24 protein-coding genes are annotated in these 22,476 nt (G+C 76.0%); 17 read left to right on the forward strand and 7 right to left on the reverse strand.

Translation table 11 applies throughout. The features are described from left to right. Positions 1–25 precede the first annotated feature (25 nt). Together lhgO and LY71_RS09305 are read left to right on the forward strand one after the other, a co-directional pair. Complete coding sequence (gene lhgO / locus LY71_RS09300; RefSeq protein ID WP_106276681.1) at positions 26–1,243, forward strand: L-2-hydroxyglutarate oxidase; 1,218 nt, start codon at positions 26–28, stop codon at positions 1,241–1,243. Positions 1,244–1,355: 112 nt separating this feature from the next. Further along, on the forward strand, positions 1,356–2,978 hold the full coding sequence (locus LY71_RS09305) for a methyl-accepting chemotaxis protein (protein ID WP_106276682.1): 1,623 nt from the start codon (positions 1,356–1,358) through the stop codon (positions 2,976–2,978). 10 nt (positions 2,979–2,988) lie between these two features. Here LY71_RS09305 and LY71_RS09310 read toward each other — a convergent pair whose 3' ends face one another. Continuing rightward, positions 2,989–3,465 carry a nucleoside deaminase gene (locus LY71_RS09310; protein WP_106276683.1) on the reverse strand — a complete coding sequence of 159 codons (477 nt, stop codon included), beginning with the start codon at positions 3,463–3,465 and terminating at the stop codon, positions 2,989–2,991. A 129-nt stretch (positions 3,466–3,594) separates the two neighbouring features. Here LY71_RS09310 and LY71_RS09315 point away from each other — a divergent pair, with 129 nt between their 5' ends. Both LY71_RS09315 and LY71_RS09320 read left to right on the forward strand, forming a co-directional pair. After that, positions 3,595–3,834, forward strand: a complete 240-nt coding sequence (locus tag LY71_RS09315; RefSeq protein ID WP_106276684.1) for a ferredoxin — start codon at positions 3,595–3,597, stop codon at positions 3,832–3,834. After that, on the forward strand, positions 3,831–5,102 hold the full coding sequence (locus LY71_RS09320) for a cytochrome P450 (protein WP_106276685.1): 1,272 nt from the start codon (positions 3,831–3,833) through the stop codon (positions 5,100–5,102). Before LY71_RS09315 ends, LY71_RS09320 begins: the two co-directional genes overlap by 4 nt. Positions 5,103–5,114: 12 nt before the next feature. Here the strand turns inward: LY71_RS09320 and LY71_RS09325 are convergent, their stop codons facing one another. Then, positions 5,115–5,318, reverse strand: a complete 204-nt coding sequence (locus LY71_RS09325) for a zinc-ribbon domain-containing protein (RefSeq protein WP_106276686.1) — start codon at positions 5,316–5,318, stop codon at positions 5,115–5,117. 65 nt (positions 5,319–5,383) lie between these two features. Here LY71_RS09325 and LY71_RS09330 point away from each other — a divergent pair, with 65 nt between their 5' ends. From LY71_RS09330 to LY71_RS09350, 5 genes are all read left to right on the forward strand, one after another. Beyond that, positions 5,384–6,364 (forward strand): patatin-like phospholipase family protein, encoded by a 981-nt coding sequence (locus tag LY71_RS09330; RefSeq protein WP_106276687.1) that lies wholly within the window; start codon positions 5,384–5,386, stop codon positions 6,362–6,364. Positions 6,365–6,421: 57 nt separating this feature from the next. Beyond that, positions 6,422–7,126, forward strand: a complete 705-nt coding sequence (gene fabG / locus LY71_RS09335; RefSeq protein WP_106276764.1) for a 3-oxoacyl-[acyl-carrier-protein] reductase — start codon at positions 6,422–6,424, stop codon at positions 7,124–7,126. Continuing rightward, complete coding sequence (gene fabI / locus LY71_RS09340; protein ID WP_106276688.1) at positions 7,126–7,896, forward strand: enoyl-ACP reductase FabI; 771 nt, start codon at positions 7,126–7,128, stop codon at positions 7,894–7,896. The genes fabG and fabI overlap by 1 nt, the downstream gene beginning before the upstream one ends. 68 nt (positions 7,897–7,964) lie before the next feature. Continuing rightward, on the forward strand, positions 7,965–9,086 hold the full coding sequence (locus tag LY71_RS09345; protein WP_106276689.1) for a ferrochelatase: 1,122 nt from the start codon (positions 7,965–7,967) through the stop codon (positions 9,084–9,086). 73 nt (positions 9,087–9,159) lie between these two features. Beyond that, a complete protein-coding gene (locus tag LY71_RS09350; protein WP_106276690.1) occupies positions 9,160–9,996 on the forward strand; it encodes a class I SAM-dependent methyltransferase in 837 nt (278 codons plus the stop codon). Positions 9,997–10,007: 11 nt separating this feature from the next. On the opposite strand, the gene LY71_RS09355 is transcribed toward LY71_RS09350, so the two are convergent. Next, positions 10,008–10,742 (reverse strand): hypothetical protein, encoded by a 735-nt coding sequence (locus LY71_RS09355; protein ID WP_106276691.1) that lies wholly within the window; start codon positions 10,740–10,742, stop codon positions 10,008–10,010. Positions 10,743–10,807: 65 nt separating this feature from the next. On the opposite strand from LY71_RS09355, the gene LY71_RS09360 reads away from it, so the two are divergent. Together LY71_RS09360 and LY71_RS09365 are read left to right on the forward strand one after the other, a co-directional pair. After that, the gene (locus LY71_RS09360; protein WP_106276692.1) at positions 10,808–11,251 is read left to right on the forward strand and encodes an NfeD family protein; all 444 of its coding nucleotides are present in this window, start codon (positions 10,808–10,810) and stop codon (positions 11,249–11,251) included. A gap of 83 nt (positions 11,252–11,334) precedes the next feature. Then, positions 11,335–12,501 carry an SPFH domain-containing protein gene (locus LY71_RS09365; protein ID WP_106276693.1) on the forward strand — a complete coding sequence of 389 codons (1,167 nt, stop codon included), beginning with the start codon at positions 11,335–11,337 and terminating at the stop codon, positions 12,499–12,501. Between the two features lie 4 nt (positions 12,502–12,505). Here the strand turns inward: LY71_RS09365 and LY71_RS09370 are convergent, their stop codons facing one another. Both LY71_RS09370 and LY71_RS09375 read right to left on the reverse strand, forming a co-directional pair. Continuing rightward, positions 12,506–13,564, reverse strand: coding sequence for an RNA polymerase sigma factor SigF (locus LY71_RS09370; RefSeq protein ID WP_106276694.1), 1,059 nt, complete (start codon positions 13,562–13,564; stop codon positions 12,506–12,508). Next, positions 13,561–14,058, reverse strand: coding sequence for an ATP-binding protein (locus LY71_RS09375; protein ID WP_106276695.1), 498 nt, complete (start codon positions 14,056–14,058; stop codon positions 13,561–13,563). The genes LY71_RS09370 and LY71_RS09375 overlap by 4 nt, the downstream gene beginning before the upstream one ends. Positions 14,059–14,348: 290 nt before the next feature. On the opposite strand from LY71_RS09375, the gene LY71_RS09380 reads away from it, so the two are divergent. Continuing rightward, a complete protein-coding gene (locus LY71_RS09380) occupies positions 14,349–16,205 on the forward strand; it encodes a SpoIIE family protein phosphatase (protein WP_106276696.1) in 1,857 nt (618 codons plus the stop codon). A 58-nt stretch (positions 16,206–16,263) separates the two neighbouring features. After that, a complete protein-coding gene (locus tag LY71_RS09385; RefSeq protein WP_106276697.1) occupies positions 16,264–17,274 on the forward strand; it encodes a DNA topoisomerase IB in 1,011 nt (336 codons plus the stop codon). A gap of 63 nt (positions 17,275–17,337) precedes the next feature. Here LY71_RS09385 and LY71_RS09390 read toward each other — a convergent pair whose 3' ends face one another. Together LY71_RS09390 and LY71_RS09395 are read right to left on the reverse strand one after the other, a co-directional pair. Then, positions 17,338–17,736, reverse strand: a complete 399-nt coding sequence (locus LY71_RS09390; protein ID WP_106276698.1) for an STAS domain-containing protein — start codon at positions 17,734–17,736, stop codon at positions 17,338–17,340. A gap of 278 nt (positions 17,737–18,014) precedes the next feature. Then, positions 18,015–18,527, reverse strand: a complete 513-nt coding sequence (locus LY71_RS09395) for a hypothetical protein (RefSeq protein ID WP_170121287.1) — start codon at positions 18,525–18,527, stop codon at positions 18,015–18,017. 145 nt (positions 18,528–18,672) lie between these two features. Here LY71_RS09395 and LY71_RS09400 point away from each other — a divergent pair, with 145 nt between their 5' ends. The 4 genes from LY71_RS09400 to ligD (LY71_RS09415) all read left to right on the forward strand — a co-directional run bounded on the left by LY71_RS09400 (position 18,673) and on the right by ligD (LY71_RS09415) (position 22,423). Continuing rightward, positions 18,673–19,290 (forward strand): DUF1360 domain-containing protein, encoded by a 618-nt coding sequence (locus tag LY71_RS09400; protein ID WP_106276699.1) that lies wholly within the window; start codon positions 18,673–18,675, stop codon positions 19,288–19,290. Between the two features lie 188 nt (positions 19,291–19,478). Beyond that, entirely contained in the window at positions 19,479–20,519 is a 1,041-nt protein-coding gene (gene ku / locus LY71_RS09405) for a non-homologous end joining protein Ku (RefSeq protein ID WP_106276700.1), read from the forward strand. A gap of 3 nt (positions 20,520–20,522) precedes the next feature. After that, positions 20,523–21,506: a non-homologous end-joining DNA ligase gene (ligD, locus tag LY71_RS09410; protein ID WP_245887788.1), complete on the forward strand. Its 984-nt coding sequence runs from the start codon at positions 20,523–20,525 to the stop codon at positions 21,504–21,506. After that, entirely contained in the window at positions 21,503–22,423 is a 921-nt protein-coding gene (gene ligD, locus LY71_RS09415) for a non-homologous end-joining DNA ligase (RefSeq protein ID WP_245887789.1), read from the forward strand. The genes ligD (LY71_RS09410) and ligD (LY71_RS09415) overlap by 4 nt, the downstream gene beginning before the upstream one ends. The last annotated feature ends 53 nt before the right edge of the window (positions 22,424–22,476 follow it).

The following is a 22,476-nucleotide window of genomic DNA, read 5'->3' on the forward strand; positions in this document are numbered from 1 at the left end:
CCTGCCCGGGGAACGGGGAGGCCCGATGGCCGCAGGGACCGTGGACCGCGTCGGCGTCGTCGGCGCGGGCATCGTCGGGCTGGCGGTCGCCCGCCGGCTGACCGAGCTCCGGCCGGACCTGCACGTCACGGTGGTGGACAAGGAGGACGACGTCGCCGTCCACCAGACCGGCCACAACAGCGGTGTCGTGCACGCCGGGCTCTACTACGCGCCCGGCTCGCTCAAGGCGCGGCTGTGCACCCGTGGCCGCGGCCTGCTGCGCGACTTCTGCGCCGACCACGGCCTGGCGTACGACGAGTGCGGCAAGCTCGTCATCGCCCGCCGGGACGAGGAGCTGCCGGCGCTGCGGGAGATCGAGCGGCGGGCCACCGAGAACGGCGTCCCCGGACTGCGGTGGCTGCCCGGCGAGGAGATCGCGCAGGTCGAGCCCGAGGCCGTGGGGGTCGCGGCGCTGCACTCGCCGCACACCGCGATCGTCGACTTCCGCGCCGTCGCCCGCGCCCTGGCCGGCGACCTGCGCGACAAGGGCCACGACGTGCGGCTGGGCTTCGAGGTCACCGCCGTGCTGCCGCAGCTCGGCGGGGGAGTGGTGGTGTCCAGCGGCCGCGAGGCGTTCGCCGTCGACCGGCTGGTCGTGTGCGCCGGCCTGCAGGCCGACCGGGTGTCGCGCCTGGTCGGCGACGACGCCGGGCCGGCGATCGTGCCGTTCCGCGGCGAGTACCACCGGCTGGTCCCCGAGCGCGAGCACCTGGTGCGCGGCCTGGTCTACCCGGTGCCCGACCCGCGGTACCCCTTCCTCGGCGTGCACTTCACCCGGCGGGTCGGCGGCGGGGTGGACGTCGGGCCCAACGCCGTCCTGGCCTTCGCGCGCGAGGGCTACCGGCGTCGCGACGTCCGGCCCGCCGAGCTGCTGCGCACGCTCACCTGGCCGGGCATGCGCCCCCTGGCCCGGAAGCACTGGCGGACGGGCCTGGCCGAGTTCCACGGCTCGCTGTCGCGCCGGGTGTTCCTGGCCGCGGCCCGCGAGTTCGTGCCCACCCTGTCCGACGACGACGTGGTGCCCGCCCCCGCCGGCGTCCGCGCGCAGGCGGTCGACCGCGACGGCGGCCTCGTCGACGACTTCCGCGTGCACCGCGTCGGCCCGGTGGTCACCGTCCGCAACGCGCCCTCGCCGGCGGCCACCTCGTCGCTGGCGATCGGCGAGTACGTGGCCGACCGGGTGCTGGAGCCGCCGGCGGCCTGAGCCGGCGGCCCGGGAGCCGGCCCGCTCGGCTGGATGCGAGACCGGACCGGCCGATGGTCTGACCGGATCCCGTCCCGGCCCGGAGTGGCCCCGTCCCGAGAGGTGCCACCCCATGGGTCTGCTCAGCCGCCTGCGCACCGGCCCCCGCCTGTTCCTCGCCTTCCTGCTGGTCTTCGGCCTGTCCTCGGCCGCGACGGTGGTCGGCCTGGTCGGGCTGGGCCGGCAGCACGCCGCGGCGGTCGAGGCCGACCACCTGCGCGTGCTGGTGCAGGAGATGGACTCCTCGGCGTACTACACGGCCGACATCGGCGCCTGGGAGATGGGCGTGGGCATGGACGCCTTCTCCCTCGGCCCCCGGCAGGCGGTGTCCGCCGACGGCCCCAACTGGCAGGGCCTGCAGGGCGAGCTCGCGGCGGCCCGCGAGATGCTCGACGCGGTCCACACCGAGTACATGACGCCGGCCGAGCGCGACGACTTCGCCGTCCTGACCGAGAAGTGGGAGGGCTTCCTCGCCACGGCCGACCAGATGCGCGCCATCCTCTCCTCGGGCGCCTTGGATGCGCCGCTGCAGCTCGTCGCCTGGCTCAACGACGACCAGCAGGGACAGCTCGCGGCCTTCCTCGAGCTCACCGAGGTCTCGACGGCGATGGTCACCGACGTGCAGGACCGCGCCGCCCGGACGGCGGCCGACGCGGCGGCGGAGGCGACCGCCTACCGCACCGCGACCCTGGTCACCCTGGGCCTCGCGCTGGTGGCCGCGCTCGTCCTCGCCCGCGCCGTCCAGGTGTCGGTGACCCGGCCGCTGCAGCGCTGCGTGGCCGCGCTGCGCGCGCTCGGCCGCCGCGACCTCTCCGCCCGCCTCGACCTGCGCAGCCGCGACGAGATGGGCGAGATGGCCGCCGCGCTCAACGAGGCAGGCAGCGGCATGCGCGAGGCCGTGGCCGACATCGGCCGCAGCGTCGAGACGCTCGGCGCCGCCTCCACCGGCCTGTCCGACGTCGCCACCCGGCTGTCCTCCTCCGCCGCCCAGGTCTCCGAGCAGGCCCAGGGCTCGGCCGGGCTGGCCGCGGAGGTGAGCCGCAGCGTGCGGACGACGGCCGGCGGCGCCGAGGAGATGGGCGCCTCCATCCGCGAGATCTCGGTCAACGCCCAGCAGGCCGCGCAGGTCGCCGCCGCCGCCGTGGAGACCGCCCGCGACACCAGCGCGACGGTGGCGAAGCTCGGCGGGTCCTCGGCCGAGATCGGCAACGTGCTCAAGGTGATCACCTCGATCGCCGAGCAGACCAACCTGCTCGCCCTCAACGCCACCATCGAGGCCGCCCGCGCGGGCGAGGCCGGCAAGGGCTTCGCCGTCGTGGCCAACGAGGTCAAGGAGCTGGCCCAGGAGACGGCGAAGGCCACCGAGGACATCGCCCGCCGCGTCGAGGCCATCCAGGCCGACACCGGTCAGGCGACCCGGGCGATCGCCGAGGTCTCCGACACCATCGACCGGATCAACTCCTTCCAGTCGGCCATCGCCGCCGCCGTCGAGGAGCAGACCGCGACCACCGCGGAGATGAGCCGCAGCGTCGGCGAGGTGGCCGGGGGCGCGACCGCGATCACCGCGACGGTGGGCGGCCTGGCCGCGGCGGCCGACGCCGCGCAGGAGGAGGCGGCGAGCACCCGACGCGCCTCCGACGAGCTGGCCGCGCTGGCCGGGCAGCTGCGCGGCCTGGTGGGGCGGTTCCGGGTCTGACCGGCGTCCCTCAGCGGCGGTGCAGGCGCTCGTGCAGCGCCCGCACCTGCTCGTCGAGGCCCGGCGCCGGGCCGTCGACGGGCACGCCGGGCGCGACGTCGGGGACCGGCAGCGGCCGCACGGGCGCCGGCGGGACGCCGAGGTCGGCCAGCCAGCCGGTCAGCTGCGCGGAGGAGCTGGCGTAGACGATCCGGCCGAGGCCCACCCAGCCGTGCGCCGCGGCGCACATCGGGCAGTGCTCGCCCGAGGTGTAGACGGTGCTGCCCGCCCGCTGCCCCGGGGACAGGTGCGCGGCCGCCCAGCGGGCGATGGCGAACTCCGGGTGCTGCGTGGCGTCGCCCCCGGCCACGTGGTTGGTGTCCTCGAACAGCACGGCGCCGTCGGGACCGGTCAGCAGCGACCCGAAGGGCTCGTCCCCGGCCTCCAGCGCGGCGGTGGCCAGCTCCACGCAGCGGCGCAGGTGCACCAGGTCGACGTCGGTGAGCACGCCGCGATCCTGCCCCGGCGGCGAGCGGCCGGCCCGCCGGGGCCGCGGTCCTTGACGGCACCGGCCGGACGGCGGTTCGCTCGGGGCGGAGGCCGCACCCACGCCCGGAGGACCGAGGGGACCGCGTCCATGAGGATCTCGATCGACCCGTCCCTGTGCCAGGGACACGGCCGCTGCTACGACCTCGCGCCCGACCTCTTCGGCGAGGACGACGAGGGCTACGGCACCGTGCTCGTCCCCGACGGCGAGGTGCCCGCCGACGGGGAGGACGACGCCCGGCTGGCCGCCGACAACTGTCCCGAGGCCGCCGTGCTGGTGCACGGGGACACCGTGGCCGAGGACCGCGTGGTGGGGGAGGCGGCACCGTGACCGTCGACGACCGCTTCGCCGCCGGCGCCGGCGCGCTGCGCGCCGACCCGTCCCTCTCCACCTTCAGCGAGGTGGTCACCGGCCCGGTCACCGACTGGGCCACCGACTTCTCCCACACCGGGGAGGAGTGGGCGCAGGACGCCATCGGCATCTGGGACGACCTGCGGCAGCGCTGCCCGATCGCGCACACCGAGCGCTTCGGCGGCGCCTGGCTGCCCACCCGCTACGACGACGTCGCCGCGGTCGCCTACGACACCGAGCACTTCTCCTCCCGCGCGATCATCGCGAGCAACGTCCGGCCGCCGCGCTCCCTCGCACCGGTCGGGACCGCGCCGCCGATCTCCTCGGACCCGCCGTTCCACCACGACGCCCGCAAGCTGCTGCTGCCGGCGTTCACCCGGACCGCCGTCGCCCGGTACGAGGAGTCGACCCGCGCGTTCTGCTCCTCGCTGGTCGACGCGCTGGCCGGCCGCGACGTCGTCGACGCGGCCGCCGACTACGCCCAGCACGTCCCGGTGCGGGTCATGGCCGACATGCTGGGGTTCCCGCCGGAGGACGGGCCGCGGTTCCGGCACTTCGTGGAGAACGCGCTCGAGGGCATCGACCTGCCGCCCGAGGAGCGGCTGGCCCGCAGCAGCTCCCTCTTCGACTACCTGCTGGTGCAGATCCGCGACCACCTCGAGCACCCGCGCGACGACCTCACCGGCCACCTGCTGCAGGCCGAGCTGCACGGCCGCAGGCTCGAGCCCGCGCACGTCGCGGGCAGCATGGCGCTGCTGCTCATCGCCGGCATCGACACCACCTGGAGCGCGATCGGCGCCTCGCTGTGGCACCTCGCCGGCCACCCCGACGACCGGCGCCGGCTGGTGGCCGAGCCCGGGGTGCGGACGACGGCGGTGGAGGAGTTCCTGCGCGCCTACGCGCCGGTGACCATGGCCCGCCTGGTGAAGGAGGACCTCCCCTGGCGCGGGGTGGACATGAAGGCCGAGGACTGGGTGCTGCTGTCCTTCCCGGCGGCCAACCGCGACCCGGCGCAGTTCGAGCGCGCCGACGAGGTGCTCGTCGACCGGCAGGTCAACCGGCACGCCGCCTTCGGCCTGGGCATCCACCGCTGCGTCGGCTCGCACCTGGCGCGGATGGAGCTGCGGGTGGCCCTCGACGTGTGGCTCGACCGGGTGCCGGAGTTCACCCTCGCCGACCCGGACGCCGTACGGTGGTCGACCGGGCAGATCCGCGGCCCGCGCACGCTCCCGGTCCGCATCGGCTGAGGACCGCCGGGCTCAGACCTCGACGGCGGTGCCGCACACCCCGCAGACCTCGAGTGTCTGCCGCCGCCACCGCGCGACCGGCACGAAGAACAGGGAGAACTGGCGGAACTGCCGGATCCGCGTCCACTGCGTGGTGTTCGAGCAGCGCGGGCAGGTGCGGACCGCCCCGGGGCCCAGGTGCTTCTGCTTGGTACCGAACCCGAAGAGGAGGAACACCCGGTCAGCGTAGGTGCGGCGCGGGGGCCGGGGACGCGGCGTCCCGGGCGTGGCAGGCTCGTGGGGTGGTCCGGGTCGGTCTGGTGCTGGGTGGCGGTGGCGTCGTCGGGCAGGCCTACCACGCGGGCGTGCTGGCGGTGCTCCAGCACGACACCGGGTGGGACGCCCGCACCGCCGACGTCGTCGTGGGCACCTCCGCCGGGTCGATCACCGGCAGCCTGCTGCGGGCCGGCGTCTCCCCGGAGGACCTCGCCGCCTGGACGGTGAAGGCGCCGCTGTCCGGCGACGACGACGTGCTGCGCACCATCGCCGCCACCGACGTCCCGGAGCTGGCGCCCTTCCGCCCGCTCGACGTGTTCCGCCGGCCGATGCGGCTGCCGGGCCCGCCGCTGGTCGCGCGCGCCCTGGCCCGCCCGTGGCGGTTCCGCCCCCTGGCCGCGGGCATGACGCTGCTGGCCCCCGGACGGCACGACATCGTGTCCCAGCTGGCCGCGCTCCGCGAGGTCGAGGGGGACGCCTGGCCCGAGCGCGACCTGTGGGTCACCGCGGTGCGCCGCAGCGACGGGCGCCGCGTCGTCTTCGGCCGTCCGGGCTCCCCGCCCGCGCCGCTGCACCTGGCCGTGGCCGCCTCGTGCGCGGTGCCCGGGTACTTCACGCCGGTCGCGATCGGCCGGCACACCTACGTCGACGGCGGCGTGCACTCGGCCACCAACGCCGCCGTGCTGCGCGGCACCGGCGTCGACGTCGTCGTCGTGGTGGCGCCGATGAGCGGGTCGCCGGGCTGGCGCCAGGACTTCACCGCGGCCATGCGCCGGTACTCGCAGCGGCAGCTCGACCGGGAGGTGCGGGCGCTGGAGGCGGCCGGCGTCCGGACGGTCGTGTTCACCCCGGGACCGGCCGAGCAGGAGGTCATGGGCGCGGACATGATGGCGCGCGACCGCGTCCACGAGGTCCTGCAGCAGTCGTTCCTGCAGGCCGGCGTGCACGCCGCGCGGCCCGACGTCGCCGGGCTGCTGCGGGCCGCGGCCGACCGCCGCGAGGTGTGACCCGCGCCCAGCGACTAGGTTCGACAGCCGGACGAGTCGGCGGCTCAGGGGGTGCACGTGGCCAGGTCGGTGCTGGTGACCGGCGGCAACCGGGGGATCGGGCTGGCCATCGCCCGCTCCTTCGCCGAGCAGGGCGACCGGGTGGCGGTCACCCACCGCGGCAGCGGCGCCCCCGACGGGCTGCTGGGCGTGCAGTGCGACGTCACCGACGCCGACGCCGTCGACCGCGCGTTCGGCGAGGTCGAGGAGGCGCACGGCCCGGTCGAGGTGCTGGTGAGCAACGCCGGGATCACCCGCGACGGGCTGCTCATGCGGATGAAGGAGGCCGACTTCACCGACGTCCTCGACGCCAACCTCACCGCCGCCTACCGGGTGTCCAAGCGCGCCGCGGCGAGGATGGTCCGCGCCCGCAGCGGCCGGATCGTGTACGTCAGCTCCGTGGTGGGGCTGCTCGGCTCGGCCGGCCAGACCAACTACGCGGCGTCCAAGGCCGGCCTGGTGGGGCTGGCCCGCTCCGTCGCCCGCGAGCTGGGCAGCCGCGGGATCACCGCCAACGTGGTGGCCCCGGGCTTCGTGGAGACCGACATGACGGCGGCGCTGCCGGAGAAGCGGCAGCAGGAGATCCTCGGGCAGGTGCCGCTGGGTCGGTACGCCTCGGCGGAGGAGATCGCGGGCGTGGTGCGCTTCCTGGCGAGCGACGCGGCCGGCTACATCACCGGGGCGGTCGTCCCGGTCGACGGCGGACTGGGGATGGGGCACTGATGGGGATTCTCGAGGGCAAGACGGTCCTGGTCACCGGCGTCCTCACCGAGGCGTCGATCGCGTACGCGACCGCCCGGATCGCGCAGGAGCAGGGCGCCACCGTGGTGCTGTCCAACTTCGGCCGCGCGCTGTCGCTGTGCCAGCGGATCGCCAAGCGGCTGCCCGCCGAGGCGCCCGTCGTCGAGCTCGACGTCACGAACACCGAGCACCTGGCCACGCTGGCCGACCGGCTGCGCGAGCACGTCGGCGGCTCCCTCGACGGCGTCGTCCACTCCATCGGCTTCGCGCCGCAGGAGGCGATGGGCGAGGGCTTCCCCGAGGTCGCCTGGGAGCACGCGGCCACCGCCTTCCAGGTGTCCACCTGGTCGATGGCCTCGCTCACCCAGGCCTGCCGGCCGCTGTTCGGCGAGCGGGCGTCGGTGGTCGGGCTGACCTTCGACGCCACCGTCGCCTGGCCGGTGTACGGCTGGATGGGCGCGGCCAAGGCGGCGCTGGAGTCCACCTCCCGCTACCTGGCCCGCGAGCTGGGCCCGGAGGGGGTGCGGGTCAACCTGGTCGCCGCCGGCCCGCTGCGCAGCATGGCGATGAAGTCGATCCCCGGCAGCAAGCAGTTCGAGGAGGCGTGGGAGGGCCGCGCCCCGCTGGGCTGGTCGGTCACCGACACCGAGCCCGCCGGCAAGGCCGTCGTCGCGCTGCTGTCGGACTGGTTCCCCGCCACCACCGGCGAGATCGTCCACGTCGACGGGGGCTTCCACGCCGTCGGCGTGTGAAGGGTCACAGAGCCACGCCGTCGGCGTGTGAGCGCATCCGATCGACCCCGTCCTCCCGAAGGAAGTCCGTGCCCCGCGCCACCGTCGACCTGCACCCCGGCCAGCGACCCGACGAGGACCCCTCGCTCGCCGTCCGCAACAACGGGGGGACGCCGCCGGCGGCGTCCCCCGCACCGGCCGGCCGCCGGGAGGCGCTGCTGGTGCTCTCCTTCGGCGGTCCCCGCGGCTCCGACGACGTCATGCCGTTCCTGGAGAACGTCACCCGCGGCCGCGGCGTCCCGCCCGAGCGGCTGCTCGACGTCGCCGAGCACTACCACCACTTCGGCGGCGTCAGCCCGATCAACGAGCAGAACGAGGCGCTCGTCGCCGCCGTCGCGGCCGACCTGGCCGCGCACGGCGTCGACCTGCCCGTCTACTGGGGCAACCGCAACTGGGACCCCTACGTCGAGGACGTCTGGCAGCAGATGACCGACGACGGCATCGAGCACGTCTACGTGCTGGCCACCTCCGCCTACGCCTCGTACTCCGGCTGCCGGCAGTACCACGAGGACGTCGCCCGGGCCCGGATCGCCACCGGGGGAGGGCCGACGGCGGAGAAGCTGCCGCACTACTCCGACGCCCCGGGCTTCGTGCGGGCCAACGCCGACGCCCTGGCCGCCGCGCTGGCGCAGCTGCCCGAGGAGCACCGCGCGACGGCGCGGCTGGTGGCGACGGCGCACTCCATCCCCGTCTCGATGGCCGCCGTCGCCGGGCCCGACGGGCACGCCTACGAGGCCGAGCTGCAGGCCGCCGCGCGCGCCGTCGTCGACGCCGTCGAGCCCGGCCGGCCCGTCGACCTGGTGTGGCAGAGCCGCAGCGGCCCGCCCTCGGTGCCGTGGCTCGAGCCCGACGTCAACGACCACCTGCGGGCGCTGCACGAGAACGGCGAGACGGCGGTCGTGCTGTTCCCGGTCGGGTTCGTCAGCGACCACCTCGAGGTGGTCTGGGACCTCGACCACGAGGCGGAGGAGACCGCCGGGGAGCTCGGGCTGGTCTTCGTCCGGGCCGGCACCGCGGGCACCCACCCGGCGTTCGTGGCGATGGTGCGCGAGCTGCTCGAGGAGCGGCGCGCGGGCGCCGAGCCGCGCCTGGGCACGAACTGCCCCGCCGCGTGCTGCTTCGTCCAGCGCCCGGCGGCCCGCCCCGCCTGAGCCGCCGCGCCGCGGCGCGTTGACGCGGGTCCGTGCCGCGAGTAGACCGGGGGCCTGCCGAGGACGGTGAGCCGTGGTCGACGTCCACCCCGCCAACGCCGCACAGCTGGGCGCCTGGGACGGCGCGCAGGGGGCGTACTGGGCCGCCCAGGCCGACCGCTTCGACCGGGCCGTGGCCCGCTACGACGCCGCCTTCCTCGCCGCGGCCGACCTGCGGCCGGGGGAGCGGGTCCTCGACGTCGGCTGCGGCACCGGCCGCACGACCCGGGAGGCGGCGCGCCGCACCGGGGACGCGCTCGGCGTCGACCTGTCCTCGGCGATGCTCGAGGTCGCCCGCCGGCGCGCCGCCGACGAGGGGCTGACCGGCGTCCGGTTCGAGCAGGCCGACGCCCAGGTGGCCGCCTTCCCGCCGGCCGCCTTCGACGTGGCCATCAGCCGCACCGGCGCGATGTTCTTCGCCGACCCGGTCGCCGCGCTGGCCAACGTCGGCCGGGCGCTGGTGCCCGGCGGCCGGCTCGTGCTGCTGGTGTGGCAGGCGCTCGAGGCCAACGAGTGGATGACCGAGATCCTGGGCGCCCTGGCCGCCGGGCGCCCGCTGCCGGCGCCGCCCCCGGGCGCCCCGGGCCCGTTCTCCCTCGCCGACCCCGGGCGGGTGCGGGAGGTGCTGGCCGCCGCGGGTCACCGTCAGGTGGAGGTCGAGGGTCTGCGCGAGCCGGAGTGGTTCGGGACCGACGCCGACGACGCGCTGACGTTCGTGCTCGGCCTGGCCGGCTGGCTGCTCGAGGGCCTGGACGACGCCGCCCGGGAGCGTGCGGTGGCCGACCTGCGGCGGCGGCTCGAGGCCCACACCGGCCCGGACGGCGTCGAGCTCGGCTCCGCGGCCTGGCTGGTCACCGCCCGCCGTCCCTGAGGAGGGGGCGGTCAGCGGGGGACGGCGTTGCAGGCGGCGACCGTGGCCTCGCGGACGGCGGTGGCCAGCGGGCGCAGCGCGTCGTCGCGGGCGGCGGCCTGGGCGTGGGTGACCGCGGCGCCCGGCGCGTCGGCCGTCGCCAGGTCGAGCACCCGCGCCAGCCGCCGCGCGCGGGCCAGCACCGACAGCGCCAGCGGGTCGGTGTCCGGGGGGAGGCCCGGCGCCTGCGCGCTGCCCAGCCCGGCCAGCAGCGCCGGCACCTCGGGGTTCCAGCGGGCGAGGTCCAGGGCGGCCAGCGTGCGCGCCGCGTCGCCGACGGCGAGGTCGAGCGCGCCGGACACCGCGCGCAGCGAGCCCTCCACCGGCGGCGGCGCGGGCGGGACGCCGTCCAGCGGGAACGCCGTCCAGGCGGTGACCTCCGGGCCGAGCTCCTCGGGCACCAGCGCCACGTGCTCGCCGACGGCGGCCTGCCCGGCCTCGGTGGCCAGCGCGGCCAGCCCCGGCGCGCGCGGCAGCCCGCGGACGTCGCCGGGCACCGGCAGCACCAGCCGGACGCGCCGCTCGCCGAGTCCGCGCAGCGCGCTCAGCGCCCACCCGAGGGGGACGGCGTCCGACGTGCCGGGCAGCCCGGTGACCCGGTGCGCGCGGTCGTCGGTCAGCGCGTCGAGCGCGGTGTCGTAGGGCGTGCGGCCGGAGAGCCAGGCGGTCGCCCAGACCGCGAACCGGCCGGCGGGGAGGTCGTGCACCCGGCGAGGTTACGTCGGCGCGAGCGGGACCCCGCCGCCGCGGGCCGACCTGGGAGACTGGGGGCATGGCTGCGTGGGTGCTCTGGCTGGTCGCCTCGGGCTTGCTGGTCGCCGGTGAGGTGGCCAGCGGCGACCTGGTGCTGCTGATGCTCGCCGGCGGCGCGCTCGGCGGCGGCGCCGTCGCGCTGCTCGGGGCCGGGCTGGCGGTCCAGGTGGTGGCCTTCATCGTGGTGTCGGCGATCCTGCTGGCCGTCGCCCGGCCCGCCGCCCGGGCCCGCCTCGACAGCCGGGTGCCCGGGCACGTCGACGGCGTGCAGGCCCTGGTCGGCCGCACCGCCACGGTCACCCGGCCGGTCGGTCGCTCCAGTGGCCGCATCCAGGTGGGCGCCGACGAGTGGAGCGCCCGCACCCAGTTCGGCGACGAGGTCTTCGACGTCGGCAGCACCGTGCGCATCCTCCACGTCGACGGCGCCACCGCCGTCGTCGGCGAGGCCCTCGAACTGGGGTGACCCGCGCCGCAGGGGCGTGACCGGCGGCCCCGCGCACGGGAGGATCGGGGGCGAGCACCACCGACCAGCTCAGGAGGAACCCCGTGGACGCCGCCCTCATCGCCCTCGTCGTCGTGGCGCTGGTGTTCGTGCTGGTCGTGGTCAAGGCGGTCACGATCGTCCCGCAGGCCCAGGCCAAGGTGGTCGAACGGCTCGGTCGCTACAGCCGCACGCTCTCGCCGGGCCTCTCGCTGCTCGTGCCGTTCATCGACCGCGTGCGCGCGACGGTGGACCTGCGCGAGCAGGTGGTCTCCTTCCCGCCGCAGCCGGTGATCACCGCCGACAACCTGCAGGTGGGCATCGACACCGTCGTCTACTTCCAGGTCACCGACCCGCGACTGGCCGTCTACGGCATCGCGAACTACATCACCGGCATGGAGCAGCTGACCACCACGACGCTGCGCAACGTCGTCGGCGGGCTGAACCTCGAGCAGTCGCTGACCGGCCGCGACGGCATCAACAGCCAGCTGCGCGAGGTGCTCGACGGCACCACCGGCCCGTGGGGGCTGCGCGTGGCGCGGGTGGAGATCAAGGCGATCGAGCCGCCGCCGTCGATCCGCGACTCGATGGAGAAGCAGCTGCGCGCCGACCGCGACAAGCGGGCGATCATCCTCACCGCCGAGGGTCAGCGGCAGGCCGCGATCACCTCGGCCGAGGGGCAGAAGGCCGCGGCGATCCTGTCCGCCGAGGGTGAGAAGCAGGCGGCGATCCTGCAGGCGGAGGCCGAGCGGCAGAGCCGCATCCTGCGGGCCGAGGGCGAGCGCGCGGCGCTGTTCCTCCAGGCGCAGGGGCAGGCCAAGTCGATCGAGACGGTCTTCCAGGCCATCCACGACGGCCGGCCCGACCAGGGGCTGCTGGCCTACCAGTACCTGCAGACGCTGCCGCAGATCGCGCAGGGCGACGCCAACAAGATGTGGATCGTCCCCAGCGAGTTCAGCCGGGCGCTCGAGGGCCTGGGCAGGCTCGGCGGGGCCGACGGCGAGCGGTCCTTCCTCGACGTCCCGGCCCCGGGCGACGGCGCCGCGCCGGCCCGCCCGATCGACACCAGCGGCTGGTTCGAGTCGCAGCTGCCGCCGGCCGCCGAGCAGCCCGAGGCGAAGATCGAGCTGCGCAGCATCGCCGACGACGACCCGGCGCTGCCGACCCCGCCGCCGCTGCCCCAGATCGCCGCCGAGGTGCAGCACCAGAACGGCAACCCCGCGCCGGCCTGACGAGCTAGTCCTTGAGCAGGCCCTCGCGGAGCTTGGCCAGGGTCTGGGACAGCAGCCGCGACACGTGCATCTGCGAGATGCCGATGTCGGCGGCGATCTGCGACTGGGTCATGTTGCCGAAGAACCGCAGGATGAGGATGCGGCGCTCGCGGGCCGGGATGGTGGCCAGCAGCGGCTGCAGCGACTCGCGGTACTCCACGCCCTCCAGCGCCGCGTCCTCCTCGCCGAGCGTGGCCGCCAGCGTGGGGGAGTCGTCCTCGCCGGAGAGCCGCTCGTCGAGGGAGCTGCTGCGGTAGGCGTTGGCCACCGCCAGGCCCTCGAGCACCTCCTCGCGCGGGATGCCCAGGTGCTCAGCCAGCTCCGAGGGCGTCGGCGCGCGGCCGTTCTTCTGCGCCAGCTCGCCGACGGCGGAGTTCAGCGACAGGTGCAGCTCCTGCAGCCGCCGCGGCACACGCACCGACCAGCCCTGGTCGCGGAAGTGCCGCTTGATCTCCCCGGTGATGGTGGGGACGGCGAAGGAGAGGAACTCCACCCCGCGGGTCGGGTCGAACCGGTCGATGGCCGCGATCAGGCCGAGCGTGCCCACCTGCAGCAGGTCGTCGAAGGGCTCGCCGCGGTTGCTGAAGCGGCGGGCGAAGTGCCGGACGAGGGGCAGGTGCTCCTCGACCAGGATCTCGCGCAGCCGCTCGCGGCGGGGGTCGGTCTTCTCCAGCGTCGCGAGCTCGGCGAACAGCGGGGCGGTCCGCTCGGCCCGGCGCCGGTTGTCCGACACCGGCGCGGCGTCGGGCTCGCGAGCGGTGCCGGTGTCCTCGGTGCCGGTGTCCTCGGTGCCGGTTTCCTCGGTGCCGGTGTCCTCGGTGCCGGTGTCCTCGGCGTCGGTGTCCTCGGCGTCGGTGTCCTCGGCGGCGCTGTCCTCGGTGTCGGCGTCGGCACTGCTGCCGGTCGTGGCGGAACGGGCCGCGGGCGCGGGCGTCTCCTCGACCGGACCCTCCGGGGTCCCGGACGTGTCGTCGTGCAGGGGGTCCTCCTCGACGGCCCGTCGGCTGGCGGCCGCCGGGGTCACGGGGCGACCGAGCGGTTCTGGCCCGCGCCGCCGACGAGCTCGCCCGGCCGCTGGCCGGGCAGGTACTTGTCCATGGAGATGACGCCCACCGGGTCGCCGCCGCCGTCGCCGGCGGGGACGTCGGCCTGCGTCGCCGTGCGCCCGTCGACGTTGTCGGCCAGCGTCTGCAGCACCGCCCAGCCGAAGCCGTCGCGGGGCACCGCGGTGCCCTCCGCGACCGGCACCCAGGCGTCGATGTGCAGCCCGGCGCGGGTGGTCTCGAAGACCACCGTCAGCGGGGAGTCGCCGTCGGCGATCGCCGAGAGCGTCGCGCAGGCCTCGTCCACGGCCAGGCGCAGGTCCTCGACCGAGTCGAGGTCGTAGTCCATGCGGATCGCCAGGTCACCGGCCATCGCGCGCACCGCCGGGAGCTGGCTCGGCGTGGTGGGCACGCGCAGCTCCAGTCGCTCGGCGCGCCGCCCGACCTGGGCGTGGGCACTCCTCGGGTCCGCCATCCGTCGTCTGCTCCTCAGGTCCGTCGCGCCGGCTGCCCGCGGGGGTCCCCCTCCGGGGGCCGGCTCGGTACCGGCCTCGCCTGTGGGCCCGGTGTCCGGACTCCAGTCTGCCCCGTCGCGCGACCCGGGCCGCGCGTGGGTGCAGACCCCCGACCGGATCCGTGCCAGCGAGCCGCCATACCCGGCCTGGGCGGGTCGCCAAACTCCGCGGCTCCCCGTCCCGGTGGCCCGCCGCCGACCCGCCCGCGCGCGGTTGCCGAGGGCACCGCCCTGTTGTCTGCTAGGCCCGGATGAACGCCAGCCAGGGCAGCCTGCCGCCGGGGCCCCGTCCCGTCGAGGACGCGGGCCCGGCCGCACTCGTCGCGGCTCTGGAGCACGCTCCCTCGGCGCTGTGGTTCCTCTCCGGGCCCGGCCCGCGCACGCTGTGGGCCAACGCCCGGGCCCGGGAGCTGGGCGGTGACCCCGCGGCCCTCCCGGTCGTGGGCGGGCGGGCGGTCGCCGACGTCGTCGCCGCGGTGCTCCGGTCGGGCCGCCCCGAGACGCTCACCGGCGTCCTCGACGCCGACGGCCCCTCGGTCACCGTCACGCTCAGCCCCCTGCCGGCCGCGGGGGACCCCGGCGTCGTGCTGGTCGTGGAGGGTGCCGACGACCGGCCGGCCCCGGTGACCCAGGGAGCGACGGGCGGCGTCGTCGTCGACCCGGTGCAGCACTCCCTGCTCCCGCCGTCGCTGCCGCTGCTGCCCGACGTGCGGCTGTCGGGCAGCTACCACCCGGCCAGCTCGGTCCGGGCGGCCGGCGGGGACTGGTACGACGCGGTGCCGATCGGCCACGGCCGGCTGGCGCTGGTCATCGGGGACGCCGTCGGCCACGGCGTGCCCGCGGCGGCGGCGATGAGCCGGCTGCGCGGCGCGCTGCGCTCCAGCGCGCTGCGCGACCCGGCGCCCGCGGCGGTGCTCGCCGCCCTCGACGACTTCGCCGCCCAGATGGAGGACGTGCAAGGCGCCTCGGTGTTCTACGCCGTGCTCGACGCCGCCACCGGCGCGATCAGCTACGCCGCCGCCGGGCACCCCGCGCCGCTGCTGGTGCACGCCGACGGCAGCAGCGGCTACCTGCCGGTCACCGCCCGCCCGCCGCTGGGCACGATGCCCGGCGCCCCGACACCGGTGGCCCGGGCCGAGCTGGAACCCGGCGCCACGCTCGTCCTCTACTCCGACGGCGCGGTCGCCGCCCCCGGCCCCCCGCCGGCCCAGGGCATGGCCCGGCTCGTGGAGGCGGCGAGCGCCGCGCTGGCCGACCCTGCCGCCCTCGACGGCGAGGCGATGGCCGGCCTCGCGGGCGTGATCGCCGGCGGGCTGCTCACCGGCGGGGCCCAGCCCGACGACATCGCCGTCCTGGTCGCGCACCGCCGCGCGCACTCGGTCCAGCCGCTGCAGATGGACCTGCTCGCCGTCCCGGCGTCCCTGCCGGCGGTGCGCCGGCGGCTCGGCGCGTGGCTCACCGCCCTCGGGATGGGGGAGGAGGACCGGGTCGGCGTCATGGTCGCCGTCGGGGAGGCCTGCGCCAACGCCGCCGAGCACGCCTACCGCGACACCGAGCCCGGGCCCGTGCAGGTGACCGCGGCGGTCGACGTCGACGGCGTGCTGACCGTGACCGTGCACGACGAGGGCACCTGGCGCCCACCCGACCGCGACCCCGGCGACCGCGGCCGCGGGCTGCTGATCATGCGGCAGCTCGTCGACGGCATGGTGGTGCGCGGCGAGCACGGCACCACGGTCACCCTGCGCACCCGGCTGCGTCAGTCGCCCGACGAGGAGCCCGAGCACCCCACGGGCGGCACCAGCGCGACCGTCGTCGTCGACCGGGAGGGCGGCAGCCCGGTGGTGCGCGCCTCCGGCGACGTCGACATGGTCAGCGCCGACCAGCTGCGGATCCGGCTGCTGGAGGCCAGCCACGGCGGCACGGTCCGCGTGGAGCTCGACCTCACCTCGGTCACCCTGTTCAGCAGCGCCGCCGTGCGGGTGGTCCTGGCGGTGGCCGCGATCGCCGAGGCCGAGGGCTGGCGGCTCGTGGTGCACGCCCCCGACGGCGGGGTGACCCGGCACATCCTCGAGGTCAGCGGGCTGGAGCGGCTGGTCGAGCTGCGCTGAGCGCCCGGGAGGGTGACCACACCGTTTGGCGGACCCGCCCGGTGCGCATCCACAGGGCGTGAGACTGAGGCGCAGCGACGTCCACGGGCCCGGCTGGACCCGTCGCCGGGTCGGCCGTGGCTTCTCCTACCGCGACGAGCGCGGGGAGCTGATCAGGGACGCCGACCGGCTCGACCGCATCCGGTCGATCGCCATCCCGCCCGCCTGGAAGGACGTCTGGATCTGCCCGTGGCCCAACGGCCACATCCAGGCCACCGGTCTCGACGCGGCCGGCCGCCGCCAGTACCGCTACCACGACGCCTGGCGGGCGCGGCGGGACGCGGAGAAGCACGAGCGGGTGCTGGCCATCGCGCAGGAGCTGCCCGACGTCCGCGACCAGGTGGCGGCGGCGCTGCGCACCCGCGGGCTCAACCGGGAGCGGGTGCTGGCCTGCGCGCTGCGCCTGCTGGACCTGGGCACGTTCCGGATCGGCAGCGAGGAGTACGCCGAGGAGAACGGCACCTACGGCCTGGCCACGCTGCGGCGGGAGCACGTCACGGTGCGCGGGGAGCGGACGTACTTCCGCTACACCGCCAAGGGCGGCATCGAGCGCGAGGTGGAGATCACCGACCGGCCGACGGCCACCGTCGTCCGGCACCTGCTCGAGCGGCCCGACGACACCGGCGACGAGCTGCTGGCCTACCAGCTGGCCGACGGCACCTGGCGCGACGTCACCAGCGACGAGATCAACGCCTACCTCAAGGAGGTCAGCGGCGCGGAGATCACCGCGAAGGACTTCCGGACCTGGAACGCGACGGTGCTGATGGCGGCCACGCTGGCCGAGCAGCCCCCGCCGCGGAACAAGACGGCGCGGAACAAGACGATCCGGGCGGCCTACGTGCGGGTGTCGGAGCAGCTGGGCAACACCCCGGCGGTGTGCAAGGCCAGCTACGTCGACCCGCGGGTGGTCGACCGGTACGAGCACGGGGAGACCGTCGCCGACGCGCTGGGCGCGGTGGCGCAGGCCGACGACGACCGGGAGGCCCAGAAGGCCCTCGAGCAGGCGGTGTGCCGGCTGCTCTCCGCCTGAGCGGCGCCGCAACGCCGTGAGGCCCCGCCAGGGCGGGGCCTCACGGCGCGGTCGCGGCCGGGGTCAGCGCGCGCTGCTGTCCACGATGGTGAACAGGTCGATCAGGCCGGTGACCTCCAGCGGGCGGGTGACCGCCCGGGTGGTGGCGACCAGTCGCAGGTCGACGTCGCGCGCGCGGGCCGACTTCTGGGTCTCGACGAGGACGGCCAGCCCGGCCGAGCCCAGGAACTGGACACCGGACAGGTCGATGACCAGCTCGCGAGGCTGCTGCTCGAGCTGGGTGTCGAGCGAGGAACGCAGCACCGGGGCGGTGAACGTGTCGACCTCGCCGACGACCGTCACCGTGACCGCGCCGTCCTCACCGGTGGAGGTCGAGAGCGTGATCACGTCGTCGAAGGGTGCCTCCGTGCCGTCGGTCGACACGTCGGGCTGACCGCCGGCGGGCAGGTCGGATGCGGTCACGGACGGAGCTCCTCTCAGTGGTCGCGCCGAGCGGCGCGGCCACCGGTCAATCTACCGCCGCGCACCCGCGGGGCCGTCTGGCCCCCGGCGGCGCGGTGTGGTCGAAGGCGCTCCGGCGGCGGTCGGCCGGCCGGGCGCACGGCTGCCTGCTCAACCGCGTGCCCCAACGTAGACAACCGGATGGCGGTCCGCCAACCGGCGCCACGGACGTGCGACCGGCCCGGCGGGGCGCCACCGGGGCGTCCCGCCGGGCCGGCCGGCGGTGGGTGCGACCCGGGTCAGGGGTCGATCGCGTGGACGGCGGCCTCCTCGGGGCCCTCCCCGCCGGCGCGCCGGTCGGCGGTCGCCTCGACGTCGTCGGCGGTCTTGTTGGTGCCCGAGTCGGTGTCGAAGGACGTCGAGGTGTCCTGCTCGAGCTGCATCTGCGCGGCCTGCGGGTCCTCGGCCACGCGGACACCGGGCTGCACGTCGGGCACCTCGCGGTCGAGCCGGCCGCTGAGCGACTCGCCGTCGGACTGCTCGCGGGCGGTGGTGCCGAAGTCGGTCACCGCGCCGGGGTCCTCGCCGGGCATCGGCGCGAACTCCGGGTCCTCCGCGGACTGCATGGTGGGCGAGTCGTCCTGCGCCACCTCCGGGATGCCCTCGTCCTCGGGGAACACGTCCCGGGCGGTCTGGCCCTCCGGGCGCGGGGTCCCGGCGTCGTCGGCGACGCCGGTCAGGCCGCGCTCGTCGTCGGGGAAGTCGGCGTCGTTCTGGGCGGAGTGCAGCGCACCGCTCTGGTCCTCGCTCACGGGTTCCCTTCCTCTCGGGCCGCCGGGACCGGGGTCGCGGCGGCGGACTGCCCTCCGCCTACCCGACACCCGGCCGCCCATGCGGGGACGTGCACCACGCCCGCCGGCGGCATGAGGTGGGGCACCGCCGGGTAGCGGGCTGCGCATGGCGATTCCAGACGAGGTGCAGCGGATCAGTGGGCCGGTGCGCCGCTGGGCGGAGGAGCAGGGGCGGGCCTACGACGGCGGCCAGGACCGGCCGCTGGGCGGCTTCCTGGGCGCGATGAGCGTCTACAGCGCCGCCGTGGCCACCGGCGCCGCCGTCGTCCGGGCGTCGGGCCGGGAGCTGCCCACCCGCATCCCGCTCGGCGACGCCGTCCTGCTCACCGTCGGCACCTTCCGGCTGGCCCGGCGGATCGCCAAGGACCCCGTGACCAGCCCGCTGCGCGCCCCCTTCGCCCGCTTCGACGGCGCCTCCGGCGAGGCGGAGCTGGCCGAGCAGGTGCGCGCCGAGCACGGTTGGAAGCACGCCGTCGGCGAGCTGGTCACCTGCCCGTTCTGCCTGGCGCAGTGGGTCGGCACCGCGTTCGTCTTCAGCTACGTCGCCGCGCCGCGGGCCACCCGCCTGGCCGCGCTGACCATGACGATGGTGGCCGGGTCCGACGTCCTGCAGTTCGCCTACGACGCGCTGCAGAGCAGCGTCACCGGCGGCGAGGAGGAGGACGATGGAGCCGGCGACGGCGAGGACGCCGACGTCGCCGGCCGGCACGCCGAGTCGGCCTGAGACGCGTCCGGCAGCACCATCCAGCAGCACCGTCCAGCAGCACCGTCCAGCAGCACCGTCCAGCAGCACAGCCCGCTTCCCCCGGGCGGAGGAGACCGTCGGCCCAGCGCGTGCCGGCGGCCGGGGCCCGCACCTATCCTGCGGGACCGGCCGGCCGGCGGCCCGGAGCCCGGGGAAGGGGAGTGGACATGCGCTCGATCTGGCGCGGCGCGGTCTCGTTCGGCCTGGTCAGCATCGGGGTGAAGCTCTACTCGGCGACCGAGGACAAGGACGTCCGCTTCCACCAGGTGCACGCCGCCGACGGGGGCCGGGTGAAGTACCGGCGGGTCTGCTCGATCGACGGCGAGGAGGTCGAGTACGGCGACATCGCCAAGGGCTACGAGCTGCCCGACGGCCAGCTGGTGGTCCTCACCGACGACGACCTCGCCGAGCTGCCGCTGTCGACGCGGCGGGAGATCGAGGTCCTGCAGTTCGTCGACCAGGCCGAGATCGACCCGGTCCACTTCGAGAAGACCTACTACCTCGAGCCCGACGGCCCGGCCACCCGCCCCTACGTGCTCCTGCGCGACGCGCTGGAGAACACCGGCCGGGTGGCGATCACCAAGATCGCCCTGCGGCAGCGTGAGTCGCTGGCCGCGATGCGCGTGCGCGACGGCGTGCTGGTGCTGCACACGATGCGCTGGCCCGACGAGATCCGCCGTCCCGACTTCGGCTTCCTCGACGAGGACGTGTCGGTGCGCCCGCAGGAGCTGCAGATGGCCGAGGCGCTGATCACCTCGATGGCCGGCGACTTCGACCCCGGCGAGTTCACCGACGACTACCGCGAGGCGATGACCGCGCTGCTGGAGGCCAAGCAGACCGGCGGCGAGGTGCAGCCGGTACCCGAGACCGCCGACCCCGGCGCGGCCGTCGTCGACCTGATGAGCGCGCTGCGGCGCAGCGTCGAGCGCGCGCGCGGAGGAGCCGCGGAGGAGGACGAGGCGCCCGCGCCGCGCGCCCGCCGGGCCGGCCGCACCGAGGAGGCGGCACCGGCGAAGCGGACGCCGGCCGCCAAGGCCCCGGCGAGGAAGGCCGCCGCGGAGAAGCCGGCGGCCGCCGCGGAGGAGGAGCCGGCCCGCCCCCGGGCGCGCAAGGTCACCGCGGCGAAGACACCGGCGACGAAGGCAGCGGCGACGAAGGCACCGGCGAAGAAGGAGCCGGCCAAGCGCACCTCGCGGCGCAGCGCCTGACCCGTGCCGCTGCCCGACCCGCCGCCGGTGCCGGCGCCGATGCTCGCCGTCGCCGGGGAGCTCCCGCCGCGCGGGCAGGACGCCGCCTGGGGCTACGAGTTCAAGTGGGACGGCGTCCGCGCGCTGGCCGTGGTCCGCGACGGCAGGGTGGGGCTGTGGGCGCGCAGCGGCACCGACGTCACCGCCCGTTATCCCGAACTGGGTCGGCTACCGGAGGCGCTGGCCGCCGTCGACGTCGTCGTCGACGGCGAGGTGGTGGCCCTCGACCGGCTCGGGCGGCCGGACTTCGGCCTGCTGCAGAACCGCATGCACCGCACCGGCGGAGGCGAGGTCGCCCGGCTGGCCGCGGACGCGCCGGTCACCTACCTCGTGTTCGACCTGCTCACCGTCGGCGGGGAGAGCCTGCTCGACCGGCCCTACGCCGAGCGGCGCGACCGGCTCGACGCCCTCGGCGCGGCCGGCCGGAGGTGGGCGACCACGCCGTGGTTCCGCGGCGGCGGCACCGACGTGCACGCGGCCAGCCGGGACAACGGCCTGGAGGGCGTGGTCGCCAAGCGGCTGGACTCGCCCTACCGGCCCGGCGTCCGGGCGCAGGAGTGGATCAAGGTCAAGCACCTGCGGATGCAGAGCGTCGTCGTCGGCGGGTGGCGGCCGGGCAGGGGGCGGCGGGCCGGGGGAGTGGGCTCGCTGCTGGTCGGCGTGCACGACGACGAGGGCCGGCTGGTCTACGCCGGGCACGTGGGCACCGGCTTCACCGACGCGGCGCTGCGCGAGCTCGGCGCGCTGCTCGCCCCGCGGCGGACGTCGCCGTTCGCCGACGCCATCCCGCGCGAGGTGGCCCGCGACGCGCGGTGGGTGGAGCCCGGCCTGGTCGGCGAGGTGGCCTTCGCCGCCTGGACCGCCGAGGGCCGGCTGCGCCACCCGGCCTGGCGCGGGCTGCGCGAGGACCTCGACGTGGACGACGTCGTGGTGGAGTGGAGCCCGTGAGCCGGCAGCGGGTGCGCGTGGACGGCCGGCAGATGTCGGTCTCGAACCTGGAGAAGGTGCTCTTCCCCGAGGTCTCCTTCACCAAGGCCCAGGTCATCGACTACTACGTGCGGATCGCGCCGGTGCTGCTGCCGCACCTGTCGGGCCGGCCGGTGACCTTCACCCGCTGGCCCGACGGCGTCGAGGGGCAGGCCTTCTTCGAGAAGAACAGCGCCCGGCACGCGCCGGACTGGGTGCGCACGGTGACCGTGCCCAGCCCCGGGAGCTCCCGGGACCGCGAGGTGCTGGAGATGGTGATCCTGGAGACCGTCGCCGACCTGGCCTGGGCGGCGAACCTGGCCGCGCTGGAGCTGCACGTGCCGCAGTGGCAGGTGGGCAGCAAGCTGCAGCCGGCGCTGCCCGACCTGCTGGTGCTGGACCTCGACCCGGGCCCGGACGCCGGCATCCGGGAGTGCTGCGAGGTCGCCGAGCGGCTGCGCGTGCGCCTCGACGACGACGGGCTGGACCCGGTGGTCAAGACGTCGGGGTCCAAGGGGGTGCAGGTGTACGCGCCGATCCGGGTCACCGACCGCGAGCACCCCTCCCGCTACGCCAAGGCGCTGGCGCAGGAGCTGTCGGCCGAGACGCCCGACCGGGTGGTGTGGCGGATGGAGAAGGTGCTGCGCCCGGGCAAGGTGCTCATCGACTGGAGCCAGAACAACCCGGCCAAGACCACGGTCGCGCCCTACTCGCTGCGCGCCCGCCCCGACGCGACGGTGTCGGCGCCGATCGGCTGGGACGAGGTGGACGCGGTCCGGGGCGGCGCCGACCCCGGCGAGCTGCGGTTCCACACCGAGGAGGTGCTGGCGCGGGTGGCGGAGTACGGCGATCTGTTCGACGTCGCCGACCGCACCCGCGGCCGGCTCCCCGCCGTCTGACCGGCCCGCACGGGCGGCCTCCCGCGCGCCTTTGACACCATGCGCCTGACACC

Origin of the sequence: Geodermatophilus tzadiensis (assembly GCF_003002915.1) — a bacterium.
In the GTDB taxonomy this organism is placed as follows: Bacteria; Actinomycetota; Actinomycetes; order Mycobacteriales; family Geodermatophilaceae; genus Geodermatophilus; species Geodermatophilus tzadiensis.